The sequence below is a fragment of the Pyrinomonadaceae bacterium genome (assembly GCA_036277115.1).
Classification (GTDB): Bacteria; Acidobacteriota; Blastocatellia; order Pyrinomonadales; family Pyrinomonadaceae; genus UBA11740.
The window spans coordinates 237,051-263,290 of the sequence record DASUNM010000021.1; the positions used below are offsets into that span (position 1 = coordinate 237,051).

The following is a 26,240-nucleotide window of genomic DNA, read 5'->3' on the forward strand; positions in this document are numbered from 1 at the left end:
GTAGTAGCAACCTGCGGGAGTAGCCCGTCCGCTAAACTGTCGATGACAGCTTTCGCAGTTTCTCTTCAACCGCGGCGCCGACCTCGCTGCAGCGAGAAGCTTTCTCCTCGCCAATCAAATCGTACGTCAGTGTCTGGCCTTCGCTGAGCAGTTCCGACACCGCGACCTCCACTTTCGCAGCCGCGCGCAGCAGCCGCTCGTCATCGTGACGCTGCCCCAGCCAGTCGAGCATCATTTGCATCGAGAGCACCGCCGCGAGCGGATTCGCTTTGTCCTTACCCGCATGCTTCGGTGCGCTGCCGTGAATCGGTTCGAACATCGCATGCTCGTCGCCGATGTTGCCGCCAACCGCCAGGCCTAATCCGCCGGCGGTCGTCGCACCGTTGTCGCTGATGATGTCGCCCGCCAAATTAGGCGCGACTACGACGTCATACCATTCAGGATTACGAATCTGCCACTGACAGAACGCATCGACGTAAGCGTAATCAAGCGTGATGTCGGGAAACTCGCTTTGGCCGACTTCGCGGAAGACTTCGCGGAAAAAGCGATGGGCGCCGATGATGTTCGACTTTTCAACGCAGGTAACTTTTTTCTGTTTGTTTCGCCGGCGCGCCAGGTTGAAAGCGTAGCGCACGACGCGTTCGGTCGCGCGGCGCGTAATGCGAATCGGCGTGACACGCCCGCCGTCGATATCGCTGGTCTCGCCTGTGTACGCATCTTCGGTGTTCTCGCGAATCACGACGTAATCGACCTTGCCCGGTTCCCAAACCTGCTTTAGCTCGCCGTGGATCTTGTGCTTCACTCCGGGATAGAGCTTGACCGGCCGCACGTTCGCGTACAGATCAAGTTTCTGCCTATTGAGAATCACCTGCGCAAAGCCCGCTAACTGAGGCTCTGGATATGGTTTACCCGGCTTCGTGAAAACCGTTTTCCCGTCGATATCGTGACCGACCGCGCCGAGCAGAACTGCGTCTGCAGCCTGACACTTTTCAAACGAACCCTCGGGCCACTCGATCTCGTGTTCCGCGTAGTAGTGGCCGCCGCAGGGAATCTCTTCGATCTGAAAGTTGATTTGAAACAGCTCGCCGGCCGCACGCAAGACGCGCAGAGCCTGCGCCAAAACCTCAGGACCAATTCCGTCTCCGGGTAAAGCTACGATTGAATAGGATTGTTTTGCCATGGTTCAAAAAGAAATTGACTATAAGCGACGGGTGAAAGAATCGACAAGAAGCGCGGCCGGCGTTACAGTAGCGACTCCGGTCAGGTTTATGCGTCGAGTTCAGAAAGGCACTCGCAAGTCATCAGCGAATCCGAGACCAACGCTTCGGCGTGCATCTGAAGAGATCAAGCGGTTCGCCGCCTTGCTTGAGAACGAAATTCTTGCGTGGCCGGATGTGAGCTCACGCCCGATGTTCGGCTTCACGGGCCTATACCACGGCCAGAAAATTTTTGCCGCGCTGCCACGCACGCGTGCGATCGACATTCCGAACAGCATCGCGTTCCGCTTAAGCAGGCGTTCCCGCGACATCACTGAGAAGATGAAGAAAGACGAGCGAGTCATCACATCGACGCCCGGTGGGAAGTGGATTTCCTTCATCGTCGAATCAGAAACGGATATTCACGACGCTTTGCAGTGGCTCAGTCATGCCTACGCCGACGCGGTCAAAAATTGACGTATGCTCTCCGCAGAAATCATCGCTATCGGTTCTGAGCTTCTGTCGCCAAACAAAAGCGACACAAACAGTCTCTGGCTTACCGATCAACTGAATCGCATCGGCATTGACGTAAAGTTGAAAACGATCGTCGGCGACGACGATGCGCGTCTGGAAGAAGTCGTGAAGGATGCGGTGAAGCGTTCGCGCGTGGTGATTGCGACGGGCGGACTTGGCCCGACTGAGGATGACATCACGCGCAAAGTTGTCGCCCGCGCGCTCGGCCGCCGGTTGTCGCTCGACGAAAAGCTCCTCGAAGAGATTCGCAAAAAGTTTCAAAGGTTCGGCGTGACTATGCCGGAACGAAATTCGCGTCAGGCGATGGTGATAGATGGCGCTGAAGTGCTGGCCAATCCGAACGGTTCTGCTCCCGGGCTTTATCTGGAGCAGGGAAGTTGCGCCGTCGCCCTGTTGCCCGGCCCGCCGCGTGAAATGAAACCGATGTTCGACACCCAAGTGAAGCCGCGGTTGGAAAAGATCGCGGGGGACGTGCGCTTCGCGACGCGCTTAATGCGGGTGACGGGCATGGGTGAGTCCGCGGTTGATGAAAAGATTTCGCCGATCTACACGCAGTTCGATAATCCGCAAACGACCATTCTCTTCAATAGCAGTGAAGTCGAGATTCACCTGCGCGCGCATGGGCGGACCGAAGGCGATGCCGAGGCGTTACTCGATCACCTTTCGCTGAAGATTGAAGAGGCGCTCGGCAATTCCGTCTTTTCATTTCGCGGCGAGACGATGGAAGAAGTTGTCGGGCGGCGGCTGGCGATGACTGAATTCACCCTGGCGGTCGCGGAAAGTTGTACCGGCGGATTGATCGCGCAACGTCTGACCAGTGTGCCCGGCTCTTCAAAATATTTCATTGAAGGACTTGTGACCTACTCAAACGCATCGAAGACGCGTCTGTTGGGCGTCGACAAAAAACTGATCAAGGAGTTTGGGGCGGTGAGCCAACAGGTTGCGCGCGACATGGCGCGCGGCGTTCGTCATAAAGCGAAAACCGATTTTGGTTTGGCAGTGACTGGAATTGCCGGCCCCGACGGCGGCACGGAAGAAAAACCGGTAGGCCTGGTTTACATCGCACTGGCCGATGACGCGCACACTGAGCACAAGAAGCTAACGCTGCCCGGCGACCGCGAACTCATTCGCTGGCGCGCATCGCAGGCGGCGCTGGATATGTTGAGGAGACGGTTGATCTGAGAGTTTACGGAGCCGGTTTACGCCGATAGATGAACATTCGAATGTGCAAGAATGGCGACTGACGCAACATGACCGCCTCGTAAGGCCCTATTGGCTCGCCGTACTGAGAATCGGGAAAGAGCCGTCTTACGAGGGAATCATTTTTCACCACGACTACTAACCACTCTACATTTAGCTTTTCGAGGAAAGTGAGAAAGTCCTCCGGATCTTTCGGCGCGTCTGCTGAAGTGACGAACCGATCCTCTGGAATTCCGGAAAGCGCTCGCACAGTTCCTTCATCGCAAAAGATCTTTACTCCCGGGTTCATTTCGAACTGGTAGCCCAGGTAATTAGCCACGTGGCGTTGAGCCCGATAGCGATTCAGTTCGCCAATTCCGCCGGCAAATTGCGCGGAAAAGTTCACTGCACAGAGCAGGACGATCGCTATCAGAATTCGCCGGGACCATTGCGGTCGGCGACGGACAATCGCGAAGTAAGTCCACGCAAGGATCGGAATGCCCAGACTGAAAAGAATCAGGCCGTATCTCGGAAAGATAATCGGCTGCTGATGGGTCAGATAAGCGACGACGAGCAGGCCGAGGAAGGGAAAGAAGAAAACGAGCAGCGGAAGTATTGAGTCGATGCTCATTGGTGCGGGCTTCGCACCGTCGTCGAGGTTCGCGACTGCGCCATCAGCCCGCTGAGTCAAGCGCCTGACAACCAGCCAGCCTGCAACCAGCGCGGCGCAAAGCACGGCCAGATCGATCCCCGAAACCAGCATCGCGGTATCCTGCACCACGCCTCTCACTGAGAATTCGGCGAGCGCGGGGTTCTGCGTCAGGAGCCAATCTTTGTATTGGTCACGAGCTTTGAAGCAAGCCAGCCAATCACCTGTGGCCTTCCACGAAACGTAAAACCAAAAGAGCGGCGCGAAGAGCATGATGAGCAGAGCAGGAATCGAAACACGACGTTCTTTCCAAAACTGAATGGTGGGGATGAGCGCAATCAACATCCAGCTCTCGACGCGCGTCAGCCCGGCAAGCGCAGCGAAAACCGCCGCCACCACCCAACGCTTCTTCAGCACAAAGTAAAGACTTGCGAGTACGAACAGTGCGTGCGGAACGTCAGTCATAGCTGACGCGGAATTCATGATGTGAAGCGGGTTCAGCGCGATTAGCAGAAATGACAGAAGTGCAGCGGTTTGGTGCTGCACAACGCGCAGTGTGATCGTGTACACGAGCAGACAAATGCCGATTCCCGCCACGGCCGAAACAATCTTTCCTGTGTAAAAGCCATTCCCAACAAACACGTTAACGAACGCTGCTATCAACTGGTACAGAGGCAGCCAGAACCCGTACAAGTCTGTGAGTGCTAAGGTGCCGGCTTTGATCTTCGTGCTTAGGGTCCCGATGTCTCGGATGTAGACGTAAGCGTCGCCGAATGTATTGGGCAGAAGAAATGCGCCGAGCAGTCTCGGAATCGCCGCGACGGCAAACAAGAAAGTCCACAGTCGGATTCGCTGGTTCATAATCTCGCGCGAGGATAACAGCGAACATTCGACGGCCGAAACGTCCTTTGCTTGTCCGTCATTGCGCCGCTTGTTATAGTCACCATTTAACAATCCCTTAATGGCAACAGCGACGGCAGAGAAGGTCCTGGCCACAAATCGCGCGGCGTTTCATGACTATCACATTTCCGCGAAGTACGAGGCGGGCATAGCCCTGGTCGGGACGGAAGTGAAAAGCGTGCTCGATGGCCGAATCCAATTGAAAGAGTCCTACGTTGGGGTTCGTGAAGGCGAAGCGTGGCTGTTCAATGCGCATATCTCGCCGTATACGCACGGTAATTTTGCGAACCACGATCCCTTGCGCACACGCAAACTGCTGTTGCACCGGCGCGAGATCGACAAGCTTGACCAGGCGGCGGCCGCGGAGGGAATGACGCTCGTGGTCACGCGGGTCTATCTAAAGGGACGCAGGATTAAGTTCGAAATCGGAGTTGCTAAAGGCAAGAAGCTTTACGACAAACGGGAGACTGAACTGCGGCGCCTGGTCGATCGCGAGACACGCGCGCAGCTGAAACAAAGAAATCGATAAATGAGAGGCGCTTAATAAATGGACGTCAGAGGAACTTCACAATCAATCAATAAGATCGACGCGGACGCTATCGCAGTGGCGGTTTTCAAAGGCGAGAAGCCAGACGACGGTGTGCTTAAGACTTTGGACAAGGCGGTCGATCGGGCCATTACATCAATCATCAAGTCGGAAGAATTCTTAGCGAAGGAAGGCGAGACGGCCTACTTCCATCTCACCGATAGTGGGCTGCAGGCGAAGAGGTTACTTCTGATTGGTTGCGGCGAGCGCGGTGAGTATGGGCCGCGCCAAATTTCGCAGATGGGCGGCACGGCGACGCGTTTCCTGCGCAGCAAAGCCGCGAAGACGATCGCGATCGTTCCGCGCGCCGACGGTGATGTTGAGCGCGTCGCGCAGACGGTAATTGGCGGCGCCATCCTGGGACTGTTTGACCCGGACAAGTACCGCACGAGAGAAAAAGAAGATCGCCAGGTCGAACGATTCGATGTTGTGATCGAAGGCGCAGACCAAAAAGCCCTTCAGCGCGGCGCGGAGCGCGGGCGAATCATCGGCGAATCGGCGAATGTGACGCGTGACATGGCGAACGAGCCCGGCGGTTATCTCACGCCAACCGAAATGGCTGATCGCGCTAAGCAGATCGCGAAACAGTTCGGGCTTGCGATTGATGTGCTGGATCAGAAGCAGATCGAAAAGCTCGGCATGGGTTCGTTCCTTGGCGTCTCGCGCGGATCAGATGAGCCGCCGAAGCTGATCGTAATGAAGTACACCCCGGCGAAAAAGACCAAGTCGGACGGCTTGTTGGCCCTCGTCGGAAAGGGAATCACGTTCGATTCGGGCGGCATCTCTCTGAAGCCCGGCGAGAACATGGAATTGATGAAGTATGACATGAGCGGTGCGGCGACAGTCATCGGCACTATGCGTGCGATTGCGCAGCTGAAGCCGTCCATTCCGGTGCTGGGCGTGGCGCCCTGTTGCGAGAATCTTCCCTCGGGCAAAGCAACCAAGCCGGGCGATATCCTGCGCGCAATGACGGGGAAAACAATCGAAGTCATCAACACCGACGCCGAGGGTCGCTTGATTCTCGCGGACGCGATCGCCTACGCGAAGAAGCTCGGGGCCACTCAGATCATCGACATGGCGACTTTGACGGGCGCGGTTTCGATTGCGCTCGGCGACGTCAACACGGCCATCCTCGGGACCGATCAAAACTTGATAGATTCATTCATAGCTGCAGGCAAAGAAGTCGGCGAGCGCTTCTGGCAACTGCCGCTCGACAACGACTATACGAACCAAATTAAATCCGACATCGCGGACATCAAGAATGTGGGCGGCAAGAAAGCGGGCACGATCACAGCGACGGCGTTCCTGAAAGAATTCGCCGACGGAGTTTCGTGGGCGCATCTCGATATCGCGGGCACTGCCTGGGGCGACCCGGCCACGCCCTTTCGGTCTAAGGGACCAACCGGAGTTGCGGTGCGAACTTTGGTCGAGTTCATCGAACGCTCGGCCGCCCAGAACGCATCTTAAATTCGCCGCCTCGCGTCGAAGGATGCTAAAATCTCCCTGAAACTGAGGATTCGCTCGCGATCACGCGGCCAAAGCGAGCGCGTATCCTCTTGTTCCCCTACGATGATCAATTATTACCAGGTCCTCGGAGTTAAGCGTTCAGCGCCCGCCAGCGAGATTAAGTCCGCCTATCGAAAGCTGGCGCGCAAGCAGCATCCCGATGTAAATCGTGGTTCCGAAAAAGCTGCACGCGAGTTCGCACTGCTGTCGCTGGCCTATCACACACTAATCGATCCGCAAGAGCGGGCATTTCACGATCAGCAACTCGACAAAGGCACCCAGGCCGCTTCAATCCTGTATTCTGAGAATCCGCACGCGCAACGCGCACGTGAGATGCAGGCGCGTTGGGACCGCGTCGTAAATCAAATCCTCGAAAATGATCGGCGCGAGAGTATTGCTCGCCAAAGGGCCGTCTTTACGACGGTGTCGCTTTTTCTTTCGACCTTCTTCGTGGCCATGATCAAGCCCCCGCTGTGGCAGTCGTTCGGCGTGGTGGGTCGCGCGATTCTCGTGACGCTCTTTATGACTGGAGTGTGGCACCTGGCTCGCCGCCTGCGCGAATATTTTCGCCATTACACATACCGGCCACATGACATTCACTACTCAATTACCGAAGAAGAGAAGGCTGAGGCAAAACCATTCTCGAGATTCTCGGCTACCGCGTTTTTGTTGGGCGGCTATGTGGTCAGCCTGGGCATTGGTTTGTTGATCGGATGGCATTCACAGGATTTCTTTTCAGATTTGGCTCTTTTGTTTCGCCATGTTCCCAATGCGGTGGGCGCATCATCTTCAACAACGCTGCTTCTCATTTACGACTTGTTGTTTTACCCGCCGATCGCGGTCCTGATTATTGATACGCTGCACGCCGTCGCGTCACGAATCGATGCTGGTAATTAGCTGATGACAAACCACCGGAGGTCAAAACAGTGTGGACGAATGGCGGGTATCGTCACCGTTGTCACGTCCTGCATTGTGTTTACGACACTCACCGTCGGCCAGGAGAGCACGCGCCTGACACCGGTGCAGCGGGAAATCGAACGGCAACGCCAGCGGTTGGGATCGCTGGAAGTTGAGGAACGGCGGGACGCGTTGATGCGCCTGGAGAATCTGAAGCGGCCCGAAGCGTCACGCGCGGCAGCGGCTGCGTTGAATGACGCGAGTCCGACCGTTCGCGCTGCGGCAGCCCACGCAGTTATTTCTTTGCCCAACCACGAAGCCGCGACGTTGTTACTTCCGCTGCTGAAAGACAAAGGGGAGTTCGTGCGTCGCGAAATCGTCTTCGCGCTCGGTGAGACTCGCCATCCTTCTGCGGTTTCCCCTCTCGTTGATTTGTTGAATCGTGACAAGCAACGGTCGGTGCGCGCGGCGGCTGCGATCGCTTTGGGTGAGATCGGTGACGCCGCGGCGGTGCCCGCGCTCGCGCAGATCATCGCCGGCGACAGTTCAAAGAAGCAGAAGTCCAGGAGTGACGAAGAAGAATTCGTCGTCAGGTCAGCAGTGCGATCACTGGGGCAGATTGGCAGTCGCGCAGCGGTGCCGGTTTTGATCAGCGCGTTACAGAATGAATCGAACTCGATCGACACGCGACGTGAAGCCGCAACCGCGCTCGGCCGAATTGGCGATGATTCGGCCCTGCCGGCCTTGAACGCAGCCTTTCTAGCCAACGCTGATCCTTATCTTTCGGAAGCCGCCCGCCTCGCGGTCCGTCAAATCAACCGTGCAAAAGGAAAAGGCGCCGGAAATTAATCCGACGCCTTCGTAGTTCGCTTGTCGTGCGGAGTTAGCCTTCGGCGCGTTCGCCGCGACCCTGGCCTTTTTTCGCAGCTTTTGATTCCTTAACCTGCGGAATCGGCAAGCCGACGCTTCCGGACCGCGCCGCCAGGCTCTTCTCCTGGGCCGGCGCTTCCGGGATGTCCGTGATTAGCGCCCCACCGGACTGTTTCGAAAAGACCAGCCGTTTTGTATCCGAATTAAGCCCGACGAACACCAGGTCGCCCAGGCCAATCTGTCCCGTCGCCACCAGATTCGATAGCGGGTAAACGAGGAATCGCTCAACCGCGCGCTTCAGGTGACGGGCGCCGTATTTGTAGTCGATGCCTTCTTCCAGCAGCATGTCCTTCGCTTCGGTAGAGCACTGGAACACGAACTTGGTGCCGGCCGAAATCATGATGCGATCCTGCACCGCCTGCAATTCCAGATCGAGAATCGCGCGCAGATGATGCTCTTTGAGTGAGCGGAACACGACCACTTTGTCGATGCGGTTCATGAACTCAGGCGAGAACTTCCGCCGGGCTGCTTCGACAGCGGTGCGATAAATTTTCTGATCGACTTCCGTGTCTTGCGGGTTCTTTACGCCTTTGCCGGGCGCGAAGCCGATGCCGCCGGAAATCAGTTCGGACATTTCGCGCGCGCCGAGGTTCGAAGTCATGATGACCATGCACTTCGAGAAATCCACGCGGCGATTGTCACCCAGGGTCAGAGTCGCTTTGTCGAGAATGCCGAGCAGCAACTGCCACAGCGCGTCTGAAGCTTTCTCAATTTCATCGAACAGCACCAGGGTCAGTTTGATCTCGTCGGTGTGCATCCGATCGAGATTTTCCTGCGTCAGCATCGGAGAAGTCTCGCGATGGCCCAGGTATCCCGGAGGCGAGCCAATCAGCTTGGCGATTTCGTGCGAGTGCTGAAATTCGGCACAGTCGATCTTGACGACCGCATTCGTGTCGCCGAACAGAACTTCCGCGGCCGCTTCGATGACGCGAGTCTTGCCCGAACCTGTCGGCCCGAGAAACAGCATCGTGCCGATTGGCCGATTGATCGGATTCATGCCCGCGAGAAAAATCTGGTACAGCCCGGCCATGCGGCGGACCGCGCGTTCCTGGCCGACAATGCGTCCTTCCAGACGGTCTTCAAAGTCCTGCGCTCGCGGACTCTTTTGATCGGGGTCAAGAAAAACTGTCTGGTCCAATGACTCTAATTGTTTCTCTGGGGTTGCCATAATTTCTGTCCCACCCGTTACCACGTTGCCCTCGCTTCGTGGCGACTGGATCCTCCGTCTGCAACTAATGCAAAGGACGATCCGCTAATCGCAATGATGCGCGCGGGGATTGTTTCGTTCGCTCGCTCGGAGCCTGACGCATCAACCCACACGCTATATATACGACGTACCGCGAAATGTCATCCAAAATATTTGAAGAGTTGTTAAGTGTCGTTAAGTACTACGCGCTTATGTAACACGAGCGTGACAATTAGCGGCACTCTGTCACTGACACTTTGGCGTGGTGCCAAACAGGGTCGAGAGCAGGTACACGGAAAGGGCTGAGCGCTTCTCAAAACGTCAGCCCTTTCCTAAGTTAGTCGTAGTACTCGAGTCCGAGGTGGGTGATGAGATCTTCGCCGCGCAGGTGACGCAGCGTGTTTTTCAGTTTCATCAGTTGAATGAAAATGTCGTGTTCCGGGTACAAGCCAGGCGCAGTCATGGGCGATTTGAAGTAGAACGAAAGCCACTCCTGCACGCCTTTCATGCCGGTCCGCTGGGCCAAATCGAGGAAAAGCGCCAGGTCAAGCACGATCGGAGCCGCCAGAATTGAGTCGCGACAGAGAAAGTCGATCTTGATCTGCATCTTATAGCCCAGCCAGCCGAAGATATCGATGTTGTCCCAGCCTTCTTTGTTGTCGCCGCGCGGCGGGTAGTAATTAATGCGCACGACGTGCGAAAAGTCTTTGTAGAGCTCCGGATAAACATCAGGCTGGAGGATGTACTCCAGGACCGAGAGTTTTGATTCTTCTTTTGTTTTGAAAGAATCGGGATCGTCAAGAACTTCGCCATCGCGATTACCCAGGATGTTGGTCGAGTACCAGCCATCCAGTCCTAACATGCGCGACTTCAGGCCGGGCGCGAGGATCGTCTTCATCAAAGTCTGACCCGTCTTGAAATCTTTTCCACAGACGGCGACGCCATTCTCGTTGGCCAAATCCATCAGCGCGGGAATGTCCACCGTAAGATTTGGCGCGCCATTTGCGAAGGGAATCCCGGACTTCAAAGCGGCATAGGCGTAGATCATCGAGGGCGCAATGGCTTTGTGATTGTCGCGCATCGCCTGCTCGAACGATTTTAGCGTGCGATGAACGGCGTGCTGCTTCATGAACACTTCCGTCGACGCCGCCCAAATCATTACCAGGCGATCGCATTTGTTTATGCGCTTGAATTCGGCGATCTCGTCGATGAGCTGGTTCGCCAGCTGAAGTTTGTGTTTGCCGGTTTTTACGTTCGCGCCGCTGAGACGTTTGACGTACGACTGGTCGAAGACAGCCTTCATCGGCTTAATCTTCTGGAGCGGTTTCTTCAGTTTCGCGACGATATCCTTCTCGAGCACGCCAGCATGCAGCGCGGCTTCGTAGGCTGAATCGGGGAAAATGTCCCAGGCCCCAAACACCAGGTCGTTAAGCGTCGCGAGCGGGAGAAAGTCCTTAATCTTCGGGTTGCGGTTGTCCGTACGCTTGCCCAGACGAATCGCACCCATCTGTGTGAGGCTGCCGATTGGCTCGGCCAAACCCTTCTTGATTGCTTCAACGCCGGCGATGAATGTGGTGCTGACCGCGCCCAGGCCGACCAGCAAAACGCCGAGCTTACCTTTAGCAGGCGCGACTTCCGCGCCCTTCTGTACTGGCATTACTAAGAATTTACCTCCGGATATTTAGGACGAATGACTAGACCGACGATGATACATGAGACGTGCGCGATTCGCACGTGAGCATTGTGTTTAGAGGCCGGGTAGCAGCAAATGGCGGGCAGTAGCTCTCTAAACGTTAAGTAGTTGAGCCGGATTGTTGGTGATGAGCGCATGGATGCCGAGAGTTCCAGCGCGAGAGACCCAGGATTGATCGTCCACTGTCCAGACAACGACTGGCAGGTGCTGGTCACGCGCTTTCTCGATGAGCTTCGGTCGCGCGAGGAGGCGATGCGGCAGAAGTTCGTCCGCGCCGCAGTCAGTTGCGGCGGCTAGCATTGAGTCCGCCCGCCAGCTCACATTAGGGCGACGTTGCGGCGCGAATAATGCCCCCGTCCGAATCGAAGGATTGAGCGACTTGATTGTGGCTAATGCCGGGAGCTTGAAACTAACTACCACCACGCGTGCGTGGAAACCGAAATGGACGATTGCGTCAGCAACGGCTCGCACCAGATCGCTGGATGAGTCTGCGCCGTCGGTTTTAAGCTCAACGTAGATGACGCCTGGTTTGTCGCGGAGTAACTGAAACACATCGGTGAGCGTGGCCACGCGTTGCTGCTCGTACTCATCGCGCGCAAGCGTGGGGTGTGCGCGATTGAACCAACTGCCGGCGTTAACCTTTGCGAGTTGTGCGGACGTCATCCTTGCGACTTCACCTGACGTCAAACCCGTGCGTCGCAGCGTGGCGTCGTGAGTTACAACCGCGGCGCCGTCTTTCGCAAGTCGCACATCAAGCTCAAGTCCATCTGCGCCGTCGTCAAGCGCGCGTGCGAATGCCGCCAAAGTATTTTCTGGCGCAAAGGCTGACGCGCCCCGATGACCAATGATTAATGGGCTGGTTTGTGAAATCGCTTCGGATTGTCTTACGGATTTAGTTGCGCGCAAGGACCGCATCTCGATAGGTGACGCGCTTGAGATTGATATCGACGTTACCGATCTGCGCTTTGACCTGGGCCTTCACGGGAATGTGACGGGCGTCGTCTGTCATCCAAATTACGAGCGTGCCGCGCGGGCGAACCTCACGATTCCCATCGAAAATAGCGGGCTCGACGCGCACGGTATTCACGCGTCCGACCGGACTGCCCATTTTTTTCCCGGCGACGACATTCACCACACATCGATAAGTCCGACCGGCATCCACCATCATGACTTCAAATGTTTGGCCGGGCTTCAGGTTTTGGGTGCGCACAAAATAGATCAAAGTCAGAACGTCATGTACCGGACTGTTGATGGCGAGCGTCGTCGCATTGGGCTTCTCATCACGCTTGCTTTCAGTCCAAACGGCCTTCCCGGCGTCGGTGTCGAACGTGGCTTCGCTATAAGTCGTGTTGCGCTTGTCCTTGTAAGTGCTTTTCATTCGCAGCACCGAAAATGGCTGCGCGTCAGCAACCGATTCAACGTGGATTTGGAAGTGAGTACCGGTAAGCCTGATCAGGAAACCTTTCGACACGGCATCGCCCACCATGCTCACGTTGTTGTCGCTCGCGAGATTCGCGCTGAACCGCAGCTCGCCGATGTCAATGCCCCGCAATAGTCCGCGATTGATCTCAGCCTTGTAGAGGAGCTGCTCGCCGCGCGCGAAGGGCAATTTCGACGTCTGCTTTTGCTGTGCGAACGCGACGCCCTGGATGCTGACCAGAATAAGCAACGCGACGCGAACTGAGCTTTTGAAGATCCTACTTCTCATATCAATAACGAAAGTACCAGGCCTTGAGCGCTAGCAAAGTCCACGCAATTACAAAGCCGAGCGCCGCCTGATATTCCCGATAGCGCTTGTAGAGCGTCACATCAAACTTCGCACCGGCCTTTTCGCGATACGGCCGCGGCCTCGGGATGAACAGGGGGACCGCCTGAGCATACCGGCGATATTTATGCCCGAACAGCTCCTCCAGCGTCGCGGATTCGACGCGCATGACGGGGACATAGATGCCCAGGAACAGCGCGGCAAACAGGAGGGCCAGCGCCCATCGACCACCGGCGACGGTAAAACCGATCCCAATTAAGAAACTCCCGAGGTACAGCGGGTTCCGTGTGTATGCATACGGGCCAGTAATCGCGAGCGCGTCATTCTTCCGCAGGTGGCCCGAAGCCCACGCGCGCAACCCCAGTCCGAGTAAACCAATGACGCCACCGATCGCCAGGGTCCAGGGTCTGGGCCGGGCCAGCAAAACAAAAATCGGCGCGATCAGGAATCCAAGCGGCACGCGCCAACGTTGAAACCAGGTTCCGCCTCGGCGTGCGCTCACGACAGCGGCCTCACAAATATTGGAATGTTATTGAGAAGTAACCAACGAAGGCGAGTAGTAGAAAAGCAAAAGTCCGAAGCGCAAAGCAGACGTAACTGCTGGCGCGTTGCCCGCAGCGTCTCCCCAGACATCAGCTCGCGCTTCGGACTTTCAGGCGTGAGATGAGATGGTGCCAAACCGAGTTGTCCCTGGTATTTGTAAAAAGTTTTCAGACGGCAACCTCCAGACGCTGCCGCATTACCCTCTGAGCACGGTCGAAGACCTCCTCAGGCGCAATCGCAGTCATGCAGCGATGATCGATGGGGCAGTCCCGCAACATGCAGGGCGCACACTCCGGCGGGTAGCGAATAATCTCCCCCGCGGGCCCAAAGGGGCGCGTGGTGAGTGGATTAGTCGGCCCGAAGATTACGAGAGTCGGCGTACCCACCGCGGCCCCAATGTGCGCGGGCCCGGTGTCGTTCGTAATCAGGACATCGGCGATGCTGATGAGCGCGAGGACTTCTGAGACTGAAGTTTGGCCGGTGAACACGACTGGCGGCCGCCTGGTCATTGCAGCGACGGCTTGCGACACATCAAGCTCGCTCGATGCGCCAATTAGTGCGACTGTGGCTCCCGTGTCTGCGAATTGATCCGCCAACGCCGCATACCGTTCCGCCGGCCAGCGCTTGGCGCGGCTGTTCACTGATCCGGGGCAGAGCAGAACTAACGGTTTCGCGGTTTCCGCCTTTCGCTCCAGCAAAAGCCGGCGTGCCTCACGTTTCTGCCGGTCAGAAACTGAAATTCCAAAATGGGGCTCCGCTGGCTCAGCGGTCGATCCAGTTAACAGCTTTTCCAGTTCCGCGACGAGATTCAGGTAGTAGAAGATCTCGTGGCGTTCGCTCTTCCATGCGGGGACCGGCACCGCGTGACCCAGGAGAAAGGCCCGCCGTTCAGTCGCGTAACCAACCCGCAGGGGCACACGCGCTATGAATGAAAGAGCGGCTGCTTCGAAAGCGTTCTGAAAGAGGAGCGCGAGATCAAACTCCCGCTGTTTCCACGCGTCGACCTGATCGAAAAATGATTTCACACCGGCGCGTTCGTAAACCAGCACGTCATCGATGTAATCAGCGCCGGCGAAGACTTCAGCCGTGCCTGGCTTCGAAACGACCGTAATGTGCGAGTTGGGAAACAGACGGCGCAACTCGCGAAGGGCAGCGACACTCATCACCGCGTCGCCGACCCAGTTGGGCGCGCGGACGACAATGCTGCTGACGTCGTGCGCTTTGATCAAATCAAACTCCGCAGGCCTTCGTCGATTCCCATCTGCGGCCGCCAGCCTAAATCCTCACTGGCCCGAGTCAAATCGGAAACATAATTCAGCGGCACCGGCGGCGGTAACGGATTCTCCTCGTCAATGACCGGATTGCACTGAATGATCTCCGCAGTCTTATCAATTATTTGACGAAGAGACAGCGCATTCTCTTTACCTCCCCCCAGATTATACAGCCCATGCGTCACGGGCGAATCGATGAAGGCCTGGCACGCACGCGCAAAATCATCAACGTGCAGAATATCGCGCACTGGTGTGCCTTCGAGCGGCAGGCGAATCGGCCAGCCACGCTTAACCGATTCAACATAGTGCGTCACCACCCCGTTGACGTTTCCTTCCGAGGGACGCGCGTAGACCGTCGAAAGCCGAAAGATGCACGAACGGAAGTCTCGCTGCGCGGCGTAGTATTGCACGTACTTTTCGGCTACCAGCTTCGACCATTCCAGGGCGCTGTGATCCGCGTATTCTGTGCTGCACGTCTCAGACACTTCTTCAAATGCGTCGGCATGCGGCCCGTAGACATCTTTCGTTGATGCGAAGATGAAAACCGTCCCTGGTTCCATCACACGCAGCAGGTTTAGGGTACCCTCGACGTTCGTGCGAAATGTTTGTTCGGCGTCTGTGGGATCCTTACTGAGGTGCGCAGCCAGATGAATCACGACGTCATAAGCGCCCGCGCGCGCCGCGTCGAGAGGACTAAGCACGTCCAGCTGACTGCGTCGCGAGAGGTCTTCGGCATTGAAAAACGAGCGGAGGTGAGTGCCGAGATAACCGCTGCCGCCTGTGACTAAGAATTTCAAGTTTCACGTTTCACGTTTCAAGTTCTGCGATTTGCAAGAGCTTCGGTCTCAAGTCCTGACTGCTCACCCAAACTTGAAACTTGAAACTTGGAACTTGAAACTTATTTAGTCTTCCACCGCACGCCGTCTTTGGTGTCTTCAAGGGTAATACCGCGCTCGGTCAATTCGTCGCGAATCTCGTCTGCGCGGGCGAAGTCGCGCCGATGACGGGCTTCCTGACGTTCGTCGATCAATGCCTGAATTTCGTCGTCAAGCAATTCGCGCTGTGGTTTTCCAAAGATGTTCAGCACGCTGTCGAACCGTTCGAGCGCCGAAATCAATTCACGCCTGTTGTCGTCGAGCAGCTTGCCCTTCGCCATCTCGGGATTCACCGCGCGGGTCAGATCGTGAATCGCCGCGAGCGCCACCGACGTGTTCAGATCGTCGTCCATACCCGCTTCAAAATTTTTCAACGCTTGTTCAGTCGCGTGGCGGACGCCTTCGTTGCTGCCGGCTTCTGTTCTGGCTTCCTCGAGCCGTGCGCGAAAATCGCGAAGGCTTTCAACCGTCTTCTCAGCGCCTTGCAAGGCGTCAAACGTGAAGTTCAACTGCTTGCGGAAGGGAACGCTCAGCAGGAAGTAGCGCACGGCCGCGGGGGAAAAACCTTTCTCCGCAATATCGCGAAACGTGTAGTAGTTTCCTTTCGACTTGGACATCGTCTCGCCTTCGACCTTCAAGTGTTCAAAGTGATACCAGTAGCGCGCGAACTGTTTTCCCGTCCCGCCCTCGCTCTGCGCGATTTCGTTCTCGTGATGCGGAAAGACCAGGTCGATGCCGCCGAGGTGCATGTCGAAGGTCTCGCCGAGATACTTCATCGACATCGCCGAACACTCGATGTGCCAACCGGGGCGGCCGCGCCCGATCTGGGTCTCCCACGCAGGTTCATCGGGGGTTGACGGAGCTTTCCAAAGTGCGAAGTCCCTGGCGTCTTCCTTTTCGTACTTGTCGGTGTCGATGCGATCGCTCCCGCCGGCGATGTTGCCCTCGAAATTTATCTTCGACAGCTTCCCGTATTCCGGAAACGAGCTGATGCGGTAATAGATCGAGTCATCAGATCGATAAGCGTGACCGCTCTGCTCGAGCTTCTCGATCAAGTCGGCCATCTCAGCGATGTGCCGAGTCGCGCGCGGAGCGACATCGGGTCGCTCACAACCGAGCGCATCGAAATCTTCCCAGTACGCGTCTATGTACTTCGCGGTGTAGTCATCGATGGATTGTCCGGCCTTCTGCGCCTGCGCGATGATCCGGTCGTCAACGTCCGTCAGATTCATGACTGACGTCACCCGAAAGCCCTTGAATTTCAGGTAGCGCCGCACAACATCCTGGGCAATCGCCGAGCGGAAATTTCCGACGTGTCCGTAGTCCCAGACTGTCGGGCCGCAGTAATAAAACTTCGCCTCGCCTTCAACCAGCGGTTTGAACTCCTCCAGCTGACCCGAGAGCGTGTTATGAATGCGCAACATTGAAAGCGAGAATAGGGAAGGGAAATGAGCGAGTCAAACAGGCCCAAGTCTGTTTTAACGCCGGTGAGATTCCGCAAAAGTCGAGATGTCGTTCCCCCCTACTAATGTTGGCTTTGCACAAAAAAGTCGCGCGCGCTCTATCTCGTTGTCCCCCTCTCCGCAAGCGGAGAGGGGGTTGGGGGGAGAGGTGGCGAGCCAGACAAACCCCACCCCCAACCCCATGCGGGGAGGGGAGAAAGACACAGATCGCTCATGAGTTTTCTTGAGCAGAGCCAGGGATCACCAATCATCGATCGCTTCAACGGTCTTCGTAATCAGTGTAATCTGTGGTTGATCGAGAAGGTTTCTGACCTAAGTTCCCGATGACTGAATTCACGGCCGAATCGTTTGCATCGTCGCTGGCCATCATTGGCGCCGTCATCATCGTGTCAGCGCTGCTTTCGGGGTTGATTGATCGCAGCCGTCTGCCGCAGGTGGCCGTGTTTCTCGCCCTCGGAGCCGCCCTCGGCCCTTACGGTCTCGCTGTCCTCAACGTCTCGCTACAGTCTCCAAGCCTGCGGGTCGTCGCAACCTTGAGCCTCGCGCTGGTTCTCTTTACCGACGCTATCTCGCTTAACATTGCCGACGTCCGGCGTCACGCCGCCCTCGCATTTCGGCTCCTGGGTCCGGGGACACTGGTCACCGCGGCCATCATCGCGTGGGCCGGATGGTGGCTGCTCGGCTTTTCGGTTCCGGCCGCCGCGATTCTCGGCGCTGCTCTGGCTTCAACCGATCCAGTCTTACTGCGAGGTCTGCTGCGCCGCCGAGACATTCCGGAAGACGCGCGCAAACCGCTTCAGCTCGAAAGCGGACTGAACGATGTCGTCCTCCTGCCCATCGTGCTGGTGGCGATGGCTTTTCTTGGAGGCGGATCGCCCGACCGTGGCGCCCTGGCAACGCTAAGTCTAAAACTTTTCATTCTTGGTCCGGGCGCGGGAGTGATGGTCGGGTTAGTGGCCGTGGCCGCGCTCGATCTAATTAGAAAGCGTCTTGGCGTGCGGCGCGACTATGAATCGCTTTACTCGCTCGGCGTGGCGTTCACCGCGTTCGCGGCGGCTGAGTCGGTTCACGGCAGCGGATTTCTGGCGGCCTTTGCGGCGGGCATAACCATCGCCGCGCTGGACGTAGAGCTTTGCGATTGCTTTGTTGAGTATGGCGCAGTCACGGCCGAGATGTTTTTGCTCTTTACCTTCGTGCTGCTCGGAGGCTCTTTGATTTGGAGTGGTTTTACGGTGATCAGCGTTCCCAGTTTGTTGTTTACCGCGATTGCAGTGCTGGTTAGGACGCCGGTGTATTTGCTGTCGCTGCAGGGTTCAAACGTACACCCGCGCGGGCGCCTGCTGATCGCGTGGTTCGGTCCGCGCGGTCTCAGTTCACTGCTGTTGATTCTTTTGCCGGTGTTCGCCGGCATGCCCGGGGGCGATCAATTGTTCGCCGTCTGCTCGCTGGTGGTGCTGGTATCGGTCGTTGTGCACGGTGGCTCGCCGATGCTTCTGGCGAGATTGGCGCGCCGGCGCGCGAGGCGGGAAGGGCTCGTTACCAGCGTGCCGCCAGGCTTTACAAGTCAGGAGCTGCATTCGATTGCGAAGCTACCAGTCGCTGTCGCTCCCGAGTCCGGGGACGTCTCGTCCGCTTCTGAACCCGCCGCGGGAATTCTGGAAACAGAAATCGCTTCGCAGACAATTTCAATAGATGAGTTAAAGCGTCTCTGGCAAGCGAACGAGCCGGTCGTGATCCTCGACGTGCGCACAGAACGGAGTTTGGAAGAGAGCGACACTCAGGCCAAAGGCGCAGTGCGTCTGGCGCCCGACGACGTGGTTCATGAAGCGAGGAAATTCGGTCTCAATCCGGAGGCATGGCTGATTGCCTACTGTGCTTGACCAAACGAAGCGACCAGCGCCCGGGTGGCGCAGGAACTCAGACAGGCAGGTTACAAAAACGCACGCGCCCTGGAAGGCGGCTGGAAAGCCTGGCAGGAAACCGGCCTGGCTGTCGAACCTCGGTCACGCTCATGACTTATCCCCGAAATGCTCGAAACCTTGCGGGGCAAGCTCCCAGACTCGATTCTGTTCATTAACGCGCACGCTTCCCGTCGCGTCTACAATTTCGCCGATGTGTGAAATCGGAATCCCATCCACGAGCTGCGGCAGGCGCTTTACGTTTTCTCGAGCAACGGTAAAAAGCAGCTCAAAATCCTCGCCGCCATGCAAAGCGAGCGCAAGCGGGTCGAGCGCGCGACGGCCGCAGAGATGCACCACGTTTTCATCAAGGGGGAGCGACGCGGCGTCAATCGTCGCGCCGACGCTGCTCTCGGTGCAAAGGTGATGCAGGTCGGAAGAGAGGCCGTCGCTGATGTCGATCATTGAAGTAGCCAGATGCTCTTCGCCGAGAACGATGCCCCAGCCGACACGCGGTTGCGGAGAGAGTTGGCGAAGGAGAAGGGCTTGGATCGCGTCGTCGTCGCTGTCCGATCCGGCGGCTCCCGGTTCTGACACACGCGCGCCAAATTCAATCAGCTTCAATCCCGCCGCGGCGCCGCCGAGACTGCCCGTTACAAAAATTTGATCGCCGGGTTGCGCAGTGGATCGCAAAACGGCCCGTCCGGTCGTTACCTCGCCAACGAGAATTGAATCGATAACAATCTGCGGCGAGGCGGAAACATCACCGCCCGCAAGTGTGACGTCATATCGATCAGCCAGTCCCAGGTAGCCCGCGAAGAAGTCATCTTTGAAGTTGCTATCCCAAACGTCTTTCGCAAAGCCGACTGAAGCAAGCGCCCAACGTGGACGCGCGCCCATGGCCGCGATGTCTGACATTGAAACCGCCAGTGCTTTGTGACCGAGGAGTCGAGGTGGCGTAATTTGCGGGTGAAAGTCGATGCCTTCGACCAGCAGGTCCGTCGTTAAAACAAAGTCGCGGTCGGAGTATTGTCGAATCACTGCTGCATCGTCACCGATTCCGACGCTTAGCCGCGAAGATTGGGAGCGTGATTTGGTTTGCTCACGAAGCCGGCGGATGAAATCGAACTCGTTCATGATTGTTCAGAGTTCAGCGTTTACGCTGTTCATACTAGCAAGCTGAAGCTTGAACTCTGAACTAAAGATTCCGTCGCAGGGATTCGAGGCCGCCCTGAATGGTTTCGATCGAAGTCGAGAAGGAAAACCGCACGTGACCTTCACCGTCGGGCCCGAACACTACGCCGGGGACGGTGGCTACCTGGGCGCGGTTCAATAAGACTTCCGCCGCTTCGCGACTGTTGGCGCTGATGCGCGTCACGTCCGGAAAAGCGTAGAACGCGCCCGCCGGTGGGTCGCAGGTCAGACCGAGTTCACTCAATCCAGCCACCAACAAGTCGCGTCGCTCGCGATAAGCAGCCCGCGAGGTTTCCAAAAAGTCTGAATCGGTCGTGAACGCTGCCAGCGCCGCCCATTGCGTCGGCGTCGAAACTCCGTTGGAAGAGTACAGCAGCGCTTTGCGCAGTCCGGTCATCCACGGTTCAGTTGCCACTGCGTAGCCAATGCGCCAGCCGGTCATCGCATAAGATTTCGACAACGTGAAGGTCGTGATCGTTCGTTCAAACATGCCGTCGAGCGAAGCGATTGAGAAGTGCTCGCTGTCGTAAACGATGTCTTCGTAAGCTTCGTCCGCGATGATGATGAGGTCACGATCGATTGCAAAGCGAGCGACTGCCTCGGCTTCAGCTCGCGTAAACACCACGCCGGAAGGATTGGTCGGCGTGTTGAAGTAGATGGCGCGCGTCTTTGGCGAGGCGTAGCGCGCGAGGGTTGCGGCGAATCCGTCCGCGCGCGCTTCCTGGGTGGGGACGAGTACGATCCGTCCCTCACAGTGCGCGACTAAATCTTTGATAGGAGTCCAGAACGGCGAGAACACCAGAACCTCATCGCCGTGATTGACCACCGATTGGAACGCGGCAAACAGACCCTGCATACCGCCGATGACCACGAGGACGTTCTCAACGTTCGCCGGAATATTGTTGCGCGTTCGCAGCTTGTCAGTGATGGCCTGGCGCAGTTCGGGAATGCCGGACGAGGGCGCATAGCGAGTCTTGTTGTCTTTCAGCGCGGCGACCATGGCGTCCTTAATGTAGTCAGGGGTCGGACGGAAGGGTTCGCCGCCTTCGAACTGATAGACGCTCGCGCCCTGCGTTCGGAGTTCCATGACCCGATTACGGATGTTTACGATGTCGGAAAATCCGACTTCATCAAAGCGCGCGGCGAGGCGAAACCCGGCGGCCGTAGCGATCATTTTTGGTAAGAAACCTCCGATTAGGGCGGGTGCTTAGAACACGAGATTATATCCGCGGTCGTGTTGCTCGCCTAATCCTCGCGCATGCCCAGGAATTCCGCTGGAGCCGGCTGTGAAGACTGCGCTCTTAAGATTTTGGTTTTAAACTCTAGTATGAACTCGGGCGCCGTAAGTGTAAGAAACTGTTGACATGCAAAAGTTCCGGCAGTTAACATGCGCCAGCTTCGCGTGGCCTTTGAAAGGTCGGCCCGGCGACGCAGGCACTTTGCGGTCGCACTCTCGATGACTTCCGTCGCCATTCCTGAAAAGTTGTTCTTTAAAATCGGTGAGGTGTGCGAGCTCGCCGGGGTGCAGGCGCACGTGCTGAGGTATTGGGAGACAGAGTTTCCGACGCTGGCGCCGCAGAAAAACCGGGCGGGTCAACGCACTTATCGGCGCCGCGACGTGGAAATGGCGCTGCGGATCAAAGAGTTGCTTTACGACGAGCAGTACACTATCGCAGGAGCGAAAAAGAAATTGGCAAATGAATTACGCACTGGCGGACCCGTGCGCGACAATGTGGCGGTCGCAAAAGCGCCGGTACGCAGCCTAAAACCGCCTCCATCACTGGCCGGGCGGATATCCTCAGCCGCCCCGCAACCGGCGCTCGAAGCCTCAGCGTCACCGGGTTCTGATGACATCAGCAATGAGAGTAAGGCTGAGTTGCGGCGGATTGCGTCCGAACTCAAAGAGATTCTGAACTTGCTCAACGAAACCGACGCGGAACTCCGGAAAAACACCGAAGAAGAGTGATTAACTCGCGTCGTGAGGGTACCAACTTTTAGTCGGGCCTTTTTCCGGGCCCGGCACCCGACTAAAATCGGTATTCTGACGCTCGCACCGGGGCGCACGTTTTGAAATCCAAATGTTTGCGGCGATACTAAAAGCGTTGACGGGACGTGGCGCAGCCTGGTAGCGCGCACGCTTGGGGTGCGTGAGGTCGCTGGTTCGAATCCAGTCGTCCCGACCATTAAAAAAGGCTTTCCGTGTAAAAAACGGAAAGCCTTTTCCTTTGTGGGATCTATCAGCCGCTCTACATCTTTGCCGGCTTGGATTTTGTGCCACCGGACTTTGGCGGCGTGGTCTTGGCCGGAGCAGAAGTAGTCTTAGTCGCAGTAGCCGTTGTCTTCGCCGGAGTAGTCGTCGTCTTAGCCGGCGTTTTGGTAGCCTTCGCAGGAGACGTTCCCGGATTGAATTCACTGAAGCCGCCGGCAAGCGTCAGCACGCACATCGCGTTGTACTGTGGATGTGAACCGCACGAAATTCCCGCGACTTGAAATTCGGTCCCCAGCAAACGACGGCGATGGCCGCGGCTCGGAAACCCGTCGTCAATCAACCAGGTCAGCAATCGTTCGCGCGCGGAATCATTTCCGTAGCAGATGTTTTCGCCAATGGCGCCCGACCATCTGCCATAAGGTTTCACGCGTTCTTCGATCAGATTGTTGTTGGCGCTGCGATGTCCGGTCCCGCCGCTGCCGCCCTGGTCTTTAACGTGAGTCAACGCCGCCAGGGACAAACCACTTGAAGCAATTAGCGGTGGCAGAGGCTTGAGAGCTTTCAAGAATCTGATTGCCTCGTCAACCGCGTGCCATCCTTCTTCAGTCGTGAGCGGATCTTTCCCCGCGGGTGTGTACTGCTTCCCGCTAAACTGCGGCTTTAGTTTTTCAAGGTACGTGGCGTAGAGATGGGGATTCGCTCGCGCTTCATTGATCTCGTTCAGCAGCTCCCGCTCGGAGTCCGTCAAGGCAGAGCCGCCGGACGACTTGTTTGTTTGTGAGTGGGTTCTTTGAAAAGCCGTGAAGACGGCCAAGGTCGCAACCAGGGCGATGAACGCAACTCTAACTTTCATCTGGGGGAACTCCTTAAGTCTTACTGAACAGCGCAGTTTACTGCGTGCATGTCGGGGAAATCGCAGCCTAAACTAACCAATGCTCGCGGATGTGTCAATCATTAGTAGACAGTCCCGGCGTTAGCGTTTAGCATCAGAACTGGTGTCGCCGCCCCCGGAGACCGCGTCACTCGATTTTCATGCCCATCCGGCATCCACCAGACGATCATATTCCCCGCATCGTACGTCGCAGCGGTCAACCGCCGCGAGTCGTTCGGTACGAAGAGCCACGACCGACATTCCGCCGCCGCCTTCTTAGATTTCTGACGCGCCCGTACGTCGCGATTCCCGCGCTGGCCTTGTTCGCGTTGGGCGCAGGTATCCTGATTTATTACTGGGTAGTTTTTTCCGCGCGCATCGACAACCTGCTGGCCGGTGAAGTGTTCACGCGCTCCGCCGGAATCTACGCGGCGCCCAAGCAGATTCGAACCGGCCAGGGATTGTCGCAACAGGATTTCGTCGCCTACCTGCGGCGCGCCGGTTATGTTGAGCGCGGGCAACAGGCCGAAACGGCACGCGGCCGTTATGCGCTTGATGGTTCAACCATTGAAGTTCAACCCGGCACCGACGCCATGCTGGATCACGCGCGCGCGTTCGAACCGCTGCGCGTTCAATTCACGCGCGACGGCAAATCCATCAGCGGCCTGACGGTTCGCGACAGCGGCGCCCGGTTGGATCGGGCGCAGCTCGAACCGGAACTCATCAGTTCGGTGACCGGCCCCGACCGGGCAAAGCGCCGTGTCGTCGGTTTCAACGACTTGCCCGACCATCTGGTCAAAGCGATCACAGTCACTGAAGACCGTTCCTTCTTTGAACATCACGGGGTGAACATTCGCGGAATCATTCGCGCGCTGGTGCGGCGTTACGACAGTGATCCCAACTCTCCGATAGCGCGACAGGGCGGTTCCAGCATCACGCAACAGATCGTCAAGAACATGCTGTTGTCGCAAGAGACACCTTGGCGGCGCAAAGTGCCGGAAGCGTACATGTCCGTCATCCTGGAAACGCGTCTTTCAAAGCAGGAAATTTTCGCGCTGTACAGCAACCTGGTTTACCTCGGACAGCAATCAGGCTTTGCGATTCATGGATTTGGTGAAGCGTCGAACGCGTACTTCAACAAAGACGTCACGACGCTGACGCTGCCCGAAGCCGCTTTTCTCGCCGGTATTATCCGCAGTCCAAACCGTTACAACCCTTATCACAATCTGGAAACAGCGCGCGCGCGCCGCAACCAGGTGCTCGAGTCGATGGCCGAAACCGGAACAATTACTCCGGAACAAGCCGAGCAAGCGAAAGCGACTGAACTGAAGATTGCCCCGACGAAGGGGCGCATCGACGTTTCTGACGCGCCGTATTTTGCCGATTACGTGCAAAACCAACTCAGCGATTTGATCACGGGCCAGGGCGCCGATCACCTGCGCATCTACACGACCATCGACATGGATTTGCAGCGCGCGGCTTATGCAGCAGTCACAAAACAGTTGGCGGCGCTCGACAAGATTCAGGCGAAGCGATTTCCAGAAGGGACCGTGCAGGCCTCGCTGGTGGCGATGAATGCGGACACCGGTGAGATTGTCGCCATGGTGGGCGGGCGTGACTACTCGAAAAGCCAATTCAATCGGGCTGAGGCTTTGCGCCAACCTGGATCGGTTTTCAAGCCATTCGTCTATGCGACCGCGCTGAACACGGCCTACGACGGCGTGCCTCGCGTGATCACGCCAGCCACGGTTTACAAAGACGAACCGAAGACTTTTATTTACGACAGTCAGCAATACTCGCCCGGCAACATGGGTGACAAGTATTCGATGCAGCCCGTCACGTTGCGCGACGCGATGGTGAAAAGCTTGAACGTGGTAACGGTCGATGTGGCGATGGAAGTCACGATTGGCCGCGTCATGAGTCTCGCCGCGAAAGCGGGTTTGCCACGCGTGCCGCGCGCTTATCCGGCCATGGCCCTGGGCACTGCTGAAGCCACGCCGCTGCAAATCGCTTCGGCCTACACCGGATTCGCGGCAAACGGGAGGCGCATTTCGCCGACCGCGATTAATCGCATAACAACGGGTGACGGCACCACTGTGGCGCAGCCTACGGCGCAAAAGAATGAAGTAATGAGGCCTGAAGTTGCTTACGTGATGACATCTTTCATGAAAGATGTCGTGAACCGCGGCACGGCCGCGCCCATTCGCGCGCGCGGTTTCAAATTCAACGTGGCGGGAAAAACCGGCACGTCACGCGACGGTTGGTTTGCCGGCTACACGCCGCACTTGGTCTGCGTCGTTTGGGTCGGCTTCGACGATGGCGCGCAGTTGGGACTGACGGGCGCTGCTTCGGCGCTGCCTATCTGGGCTGACTTCATGAACACGGCGTTAACAATTCATCCGGAATGGACGGGCGACTGGTCGATGCCTTCCGGGCTCCAGGAAGCCAACATCGATCCGGCTACCGGCCAGTTGGCGCAAGCGGACGCAATCAGTAGTCGCACCGAACTGTTCATCAACGGGACTTCGCCTGGTTCGGAAACGAATGACGCCGAAGACATGGCTGAGGATTCTTCGGACGGTGAGGGAACGGAGGATGAAAACAATCGGCAGATTGAGCCGGCGAGTTTGCCTGACCCGCTGCCGGAACCGCCGAAGCCAAAACCGACACCGAAGATTTACGACGGCGATTCAAGCCGGCTGCAGGGCACGATCACGCTCGATGTTGATCCGGCGACTAATTTGATAGCGGTCGACACCTGTCCGGTGATCCGCACCAAGACTTTCATGATTGGACAGGAACCGAGGAGATACTGCGGGCCGGAGTATCACAAGAAGGCTTCGGCATCGCCGCCCGCTACTGCACAACGAGCGCGGCCACCGAATCGAGATTGAC

22 protein-coding genes and 1 tRNA gene are annotated in these 26,240 nt (G+C 57.1%); 10 read left to right on the forward strand and 13 right to left on the reverse strand.

The window, feature by feature from the left end; all coding sequences use genetic code 11:
* Positions 1-31 precede the first annotated feature (31 nt).
* Positions 32-1,180 carry an isocitrate/isopropylmalate family dehydrogenase gene (locus VFX97_05290; protein ID HEX5702612.1) on the reverse strand — a complete coding sequence of 383 codons (1,149 nt, stop codon included), beginning with the start codon at positions 1,178-1,180 and terminating at the stop codon, positions 32-34.
* On the opposite strand from VFX97_05290, the gene VFX97_05295 reads away from it, so the two are divergent.
* Both VFX97_05295 and VFX97_05300 read left to right on the forward strand, forming a co-directional pair.
* On the forward strand, positions 1,179-1,673 hold the full coding sequence (locus VFX97_05295) for a luciferase family protein (GenBank protein ID HEX5702613.1): 495 nt from the start codon (positions 1,179-1,181) through the stop codon (positions 1,671-1,673). The genes VFX97_05290 and VFX97_05295 overlap by 2 nt on opposite strands.
* A gap of 3 nt (positions 1,674-1,676) precedes the next feature.
* A complete protein-coding gene (locus VFX97_05300; GenBank protein HEX5702614.1) occupies positions 1,677-2,912 on the forward strand; it encodes a competence/damage-inducible protein A in 1,236 nt (411 codons plus the stop codon).
* Positions 2,913-2,916: 4 nt separating this feature from the next.
* Here VFX97_05300 and VFX97_05305 read toward each other — a convergent pair whose 3' ends face one another.
* Positions 2,917-4,419, reverse strand: a complete 1,503-nt coding sequence (locus tag VFX97_05305) for a phospholipid carrier-dependent glycosyltransferase (protein ID HEX5702615.1) — start codon at positions 4,417-4,419, stop codon at positions 2,917-2,919.
* A 100-nt stretch (positions 4,420-4,519) separates the two neighbouring features.
* On the opposite strand from VFX97_05305, the gene smpB reads away from it, so the two are divergent.
* From smpB to VFX97_05325, 4 genes are all read left to right on the forward strand, one after another.
* Entirely contained in the window at positions 4,520-4,987 is a 468-nt protein-coding gene (gene smpB / locus VFX97_05310; protein HEX5702616.1) for an SsrA-binding protein SmpB, read from the forward strand.
* Between the two features lie 18 nt (positions 4,988-5,005).
* Positions 5,006-6,511, forward strand: coding sequence for a leucyl aminopeptidase (locus tag VFX97_05315; protein ID HEX5702617.1), 1,506 nt, complete (start codon positions 5,006-5,008; stop codon positions 6,509-6,511).
* A gap of 102 nt (positions 6,512-6,613) precedes the next feature.
* Positions 6,614-7,447: a DnaJ domain-containing protein gene (locus tag VFX97_05320; GenBank protein ID HEX5702618.1), complete on the forward strand. Its 834-nt coding sequence runs from the start codon at positions 6,614-6,616 to the stop codon at positions 7,445-7,447.
* Between the two features lie 39 nt (positions 7,448-7,486).
* On the forward strand, positions 7,487-8,296 hold the full coding sequence (locus VFX97_05325) for a HEAT repeat domain-containing protein (protein HEX5702619.1): 810 nt from the start codon (positions 7,487-7,489) through the stop codon (positions 8,294-8,296).
* Positions 8,297-8,330: 34 nt separating this feature from the next.
* On the opposite strand, the gene VFX97_05330 is transcribed toward VFX97_05325, so the two are convergent.
* From VFX97_05330 to cysS, 8 genes are all read right to left on the reverse strand, one after another.
* Positions 8,331-9,545: an AAA family ATPase gene (locus VFX97_05330; protein HEX5702620.1), complete on the reverse strand. Its 1,215-nt coding sequence runs from the start codon at positions 9,543-9,545 to the stop codon at positions 8,331-8,333.
* A gap of 355 nt (positions 9,546-9,900) precedes the next feature.
* Positions 9,901-11,220: an inositol-3-phosphate synthase gene (locus tag VFX97_05335; protein HEX5702621.1), complete on the reverse strand. Its 1,320-nt coding sequence runs from the start codon at positions 11,218-11,220 to the stop codon at positions 9,901-9,903.
* Positions 11,221-11,349: 129 nt separating this feature from the next.
* Positions 11,350-12,162, reverse strand: coding sequence for a glycerophosphodiester phosphodiesterase family protein (locus VFX97_05340; protein ID HEX5702622.1), 813 nt, complete (start codon positions 12,160-12,162; stop codon positions 11,350-11,352).
* Entirely contained in the window at positions 12,149-12,964 is an 816-nt protein-coding gene (locus VFX97_05345) for a DUF3108 domain-containing protein (GenBank protein HEX5702623.1), read from the reverse strand. The genes VFX97_05340 and VFX97_05345 overlap by 14 nt, the downstream gene beginning before the upstream one ends.
* A 1-nt stretch (position 12,965) precedes the next feature.
* The gene (locus tag VFX97_05350) at positions 12,966-13,523 is read right to left on the reverse strand and encodes an isoprenylcysteine carboxylmethyltransferase family protein (GenBank protein HEX5702624.1); all 558 of its coding nucleotides are present in this window, start codon (positions 13,521-13,523) and stop codon (positions 12,966-12,968) included.
* 208 nt (positions 13,524-13,731) lie between these two features.
* Positions 13,732-14,793, reverse strand: a complete 1,062-nt coding sequence (waaF, locus tag VFX97_05355) for a lipopolysaccharide heptosyltransferase II (protein ID HEX5702625.1) — start codon at positions 14,791-14,793, stop codon at positions 13,732-13,734.
* Positions 14,790-15,632 carry an NAD(P)-dependent oxidoreductase gene (locus VFX97_05360; protein HEX5702626.1) on the reverse strand — a complete coding sequence of 281 codons (843 nt, stop codon included), beginning with the start codon at positions 15,630-15,632 and terminating at the stop codon, positions 14,790-14,792. The genes waaF and VFX97_05360 overlap by 4 nt, the downstream gene beginning before the upstream one ends.
* A gap of 101 nt (positions 15,633-15,733) precedes the next feature.
* Positions 15,734-17,134, reverse strand: coding sequence for a cysteine--tRNA ligase (cysS, locus tag VFX97_05365; GenBank protein HEX5702627.1), 1,401 nt, complete (start codon positions 17,132-17,134; stop codon positions 15,734-15,736).
* Positions 17,135-17,496: 362 nt separating this feature from the next.
* Here cysS and VFX97_05370 point away from each other — a divergent pair, with 362 nt between their 5' ends.
* A complete protein-coding gene (locus VFX97_05370) occupies positions 17,497-19,053 on the forward strand; it encodes a cation:proton antiporter (GenBank protein HEX5702628.1) in 1,557 nt (518 codons plus the stop codon).
* A 129-nt stretch (positions 19,054-19,182) separates the two neighbouring features.
* Here the strand turns inward: VFX97_05370 and thiL are convergent, their stop codons facing one another.
* Both thiL and VFX97_05380 read right to left on the reverse strand, forming a co-directional pair.
* Positions 19,183-20,208, reverse strand: coding sequence for a thiamine-phosphate kinase (thiL, locus tag VFX97_05375; protein HEX5702629.1), 1,026 nt, complete (start codon positions 20,206-20,208; stop codon positions 19,183-19,185).
* 61 nt (positions 20,209-20,269) lie between these two features.
* Positions 20,270-21,439, reverse strand: a complete 1,170-nt coding sequence (locus VFX97_05380; GenBank protein ID HEX5702630.1) for an aminotransferase class I/II-fold pyridoxal phosphate-dependent enzyme — start codon at positions 21,437-21,439, stop codon at positions 20,270-20,272.
* Between the two features lie 213 nt (positions 21,440-21,652).
* On the opposite strand from VFX97_05380, the gene VFX97_05385 reads away from it, so the two are divergent.
* Complete coding sequence (locus tag VFX97_05385) at positions 21,653-22,231, forward strand: MerR family transcriptional regulator (GenBank protein ID HEX5702631.1); 579 nt, start codon at positions 21,653-21,655, stop codon at positions 22,229-22,231.
* A 140-nt stretch (positions 22,232-22,371) separates the two neighbouring features.
* Positions 22,372-22,448 (forward strand) — tRNA-Pro (locus tag VFX97_05390).
* Positions 22,449-22,511: 63 nt separating this feature from the next.
* On the opposite strand, the gene VFX97_05395 is transcribed toward VFX97_05390, so the two are convergent.
* Entirely contained in the window at positions 22,512-23,327 is an 816-nt protein-coding gene (locus tag VFX97_05395) for a CAP domain-containing protein (GenBank protein ID HEX5702632.1), read from the reverse strand.
* A gap of 179 nt (positions 23,328-23,506) precedes the next feature.
* Here VFX97_05395 and VFX97_05400 point away from each other — a divergent pair, with 179 nt between their 5' ends.
* Complete coding sequence (locus VFX97_05400; protein ID HEX5702633.1) at positions 23,507-26,239, forward strand: PBP1A family penicillin-binding protein; 2,733 nt, start codon at positions 23,507-23,509, stop codon at positions 26,237-26,239.
* Position 26,240: the final 1 nt, after the last annotated feature.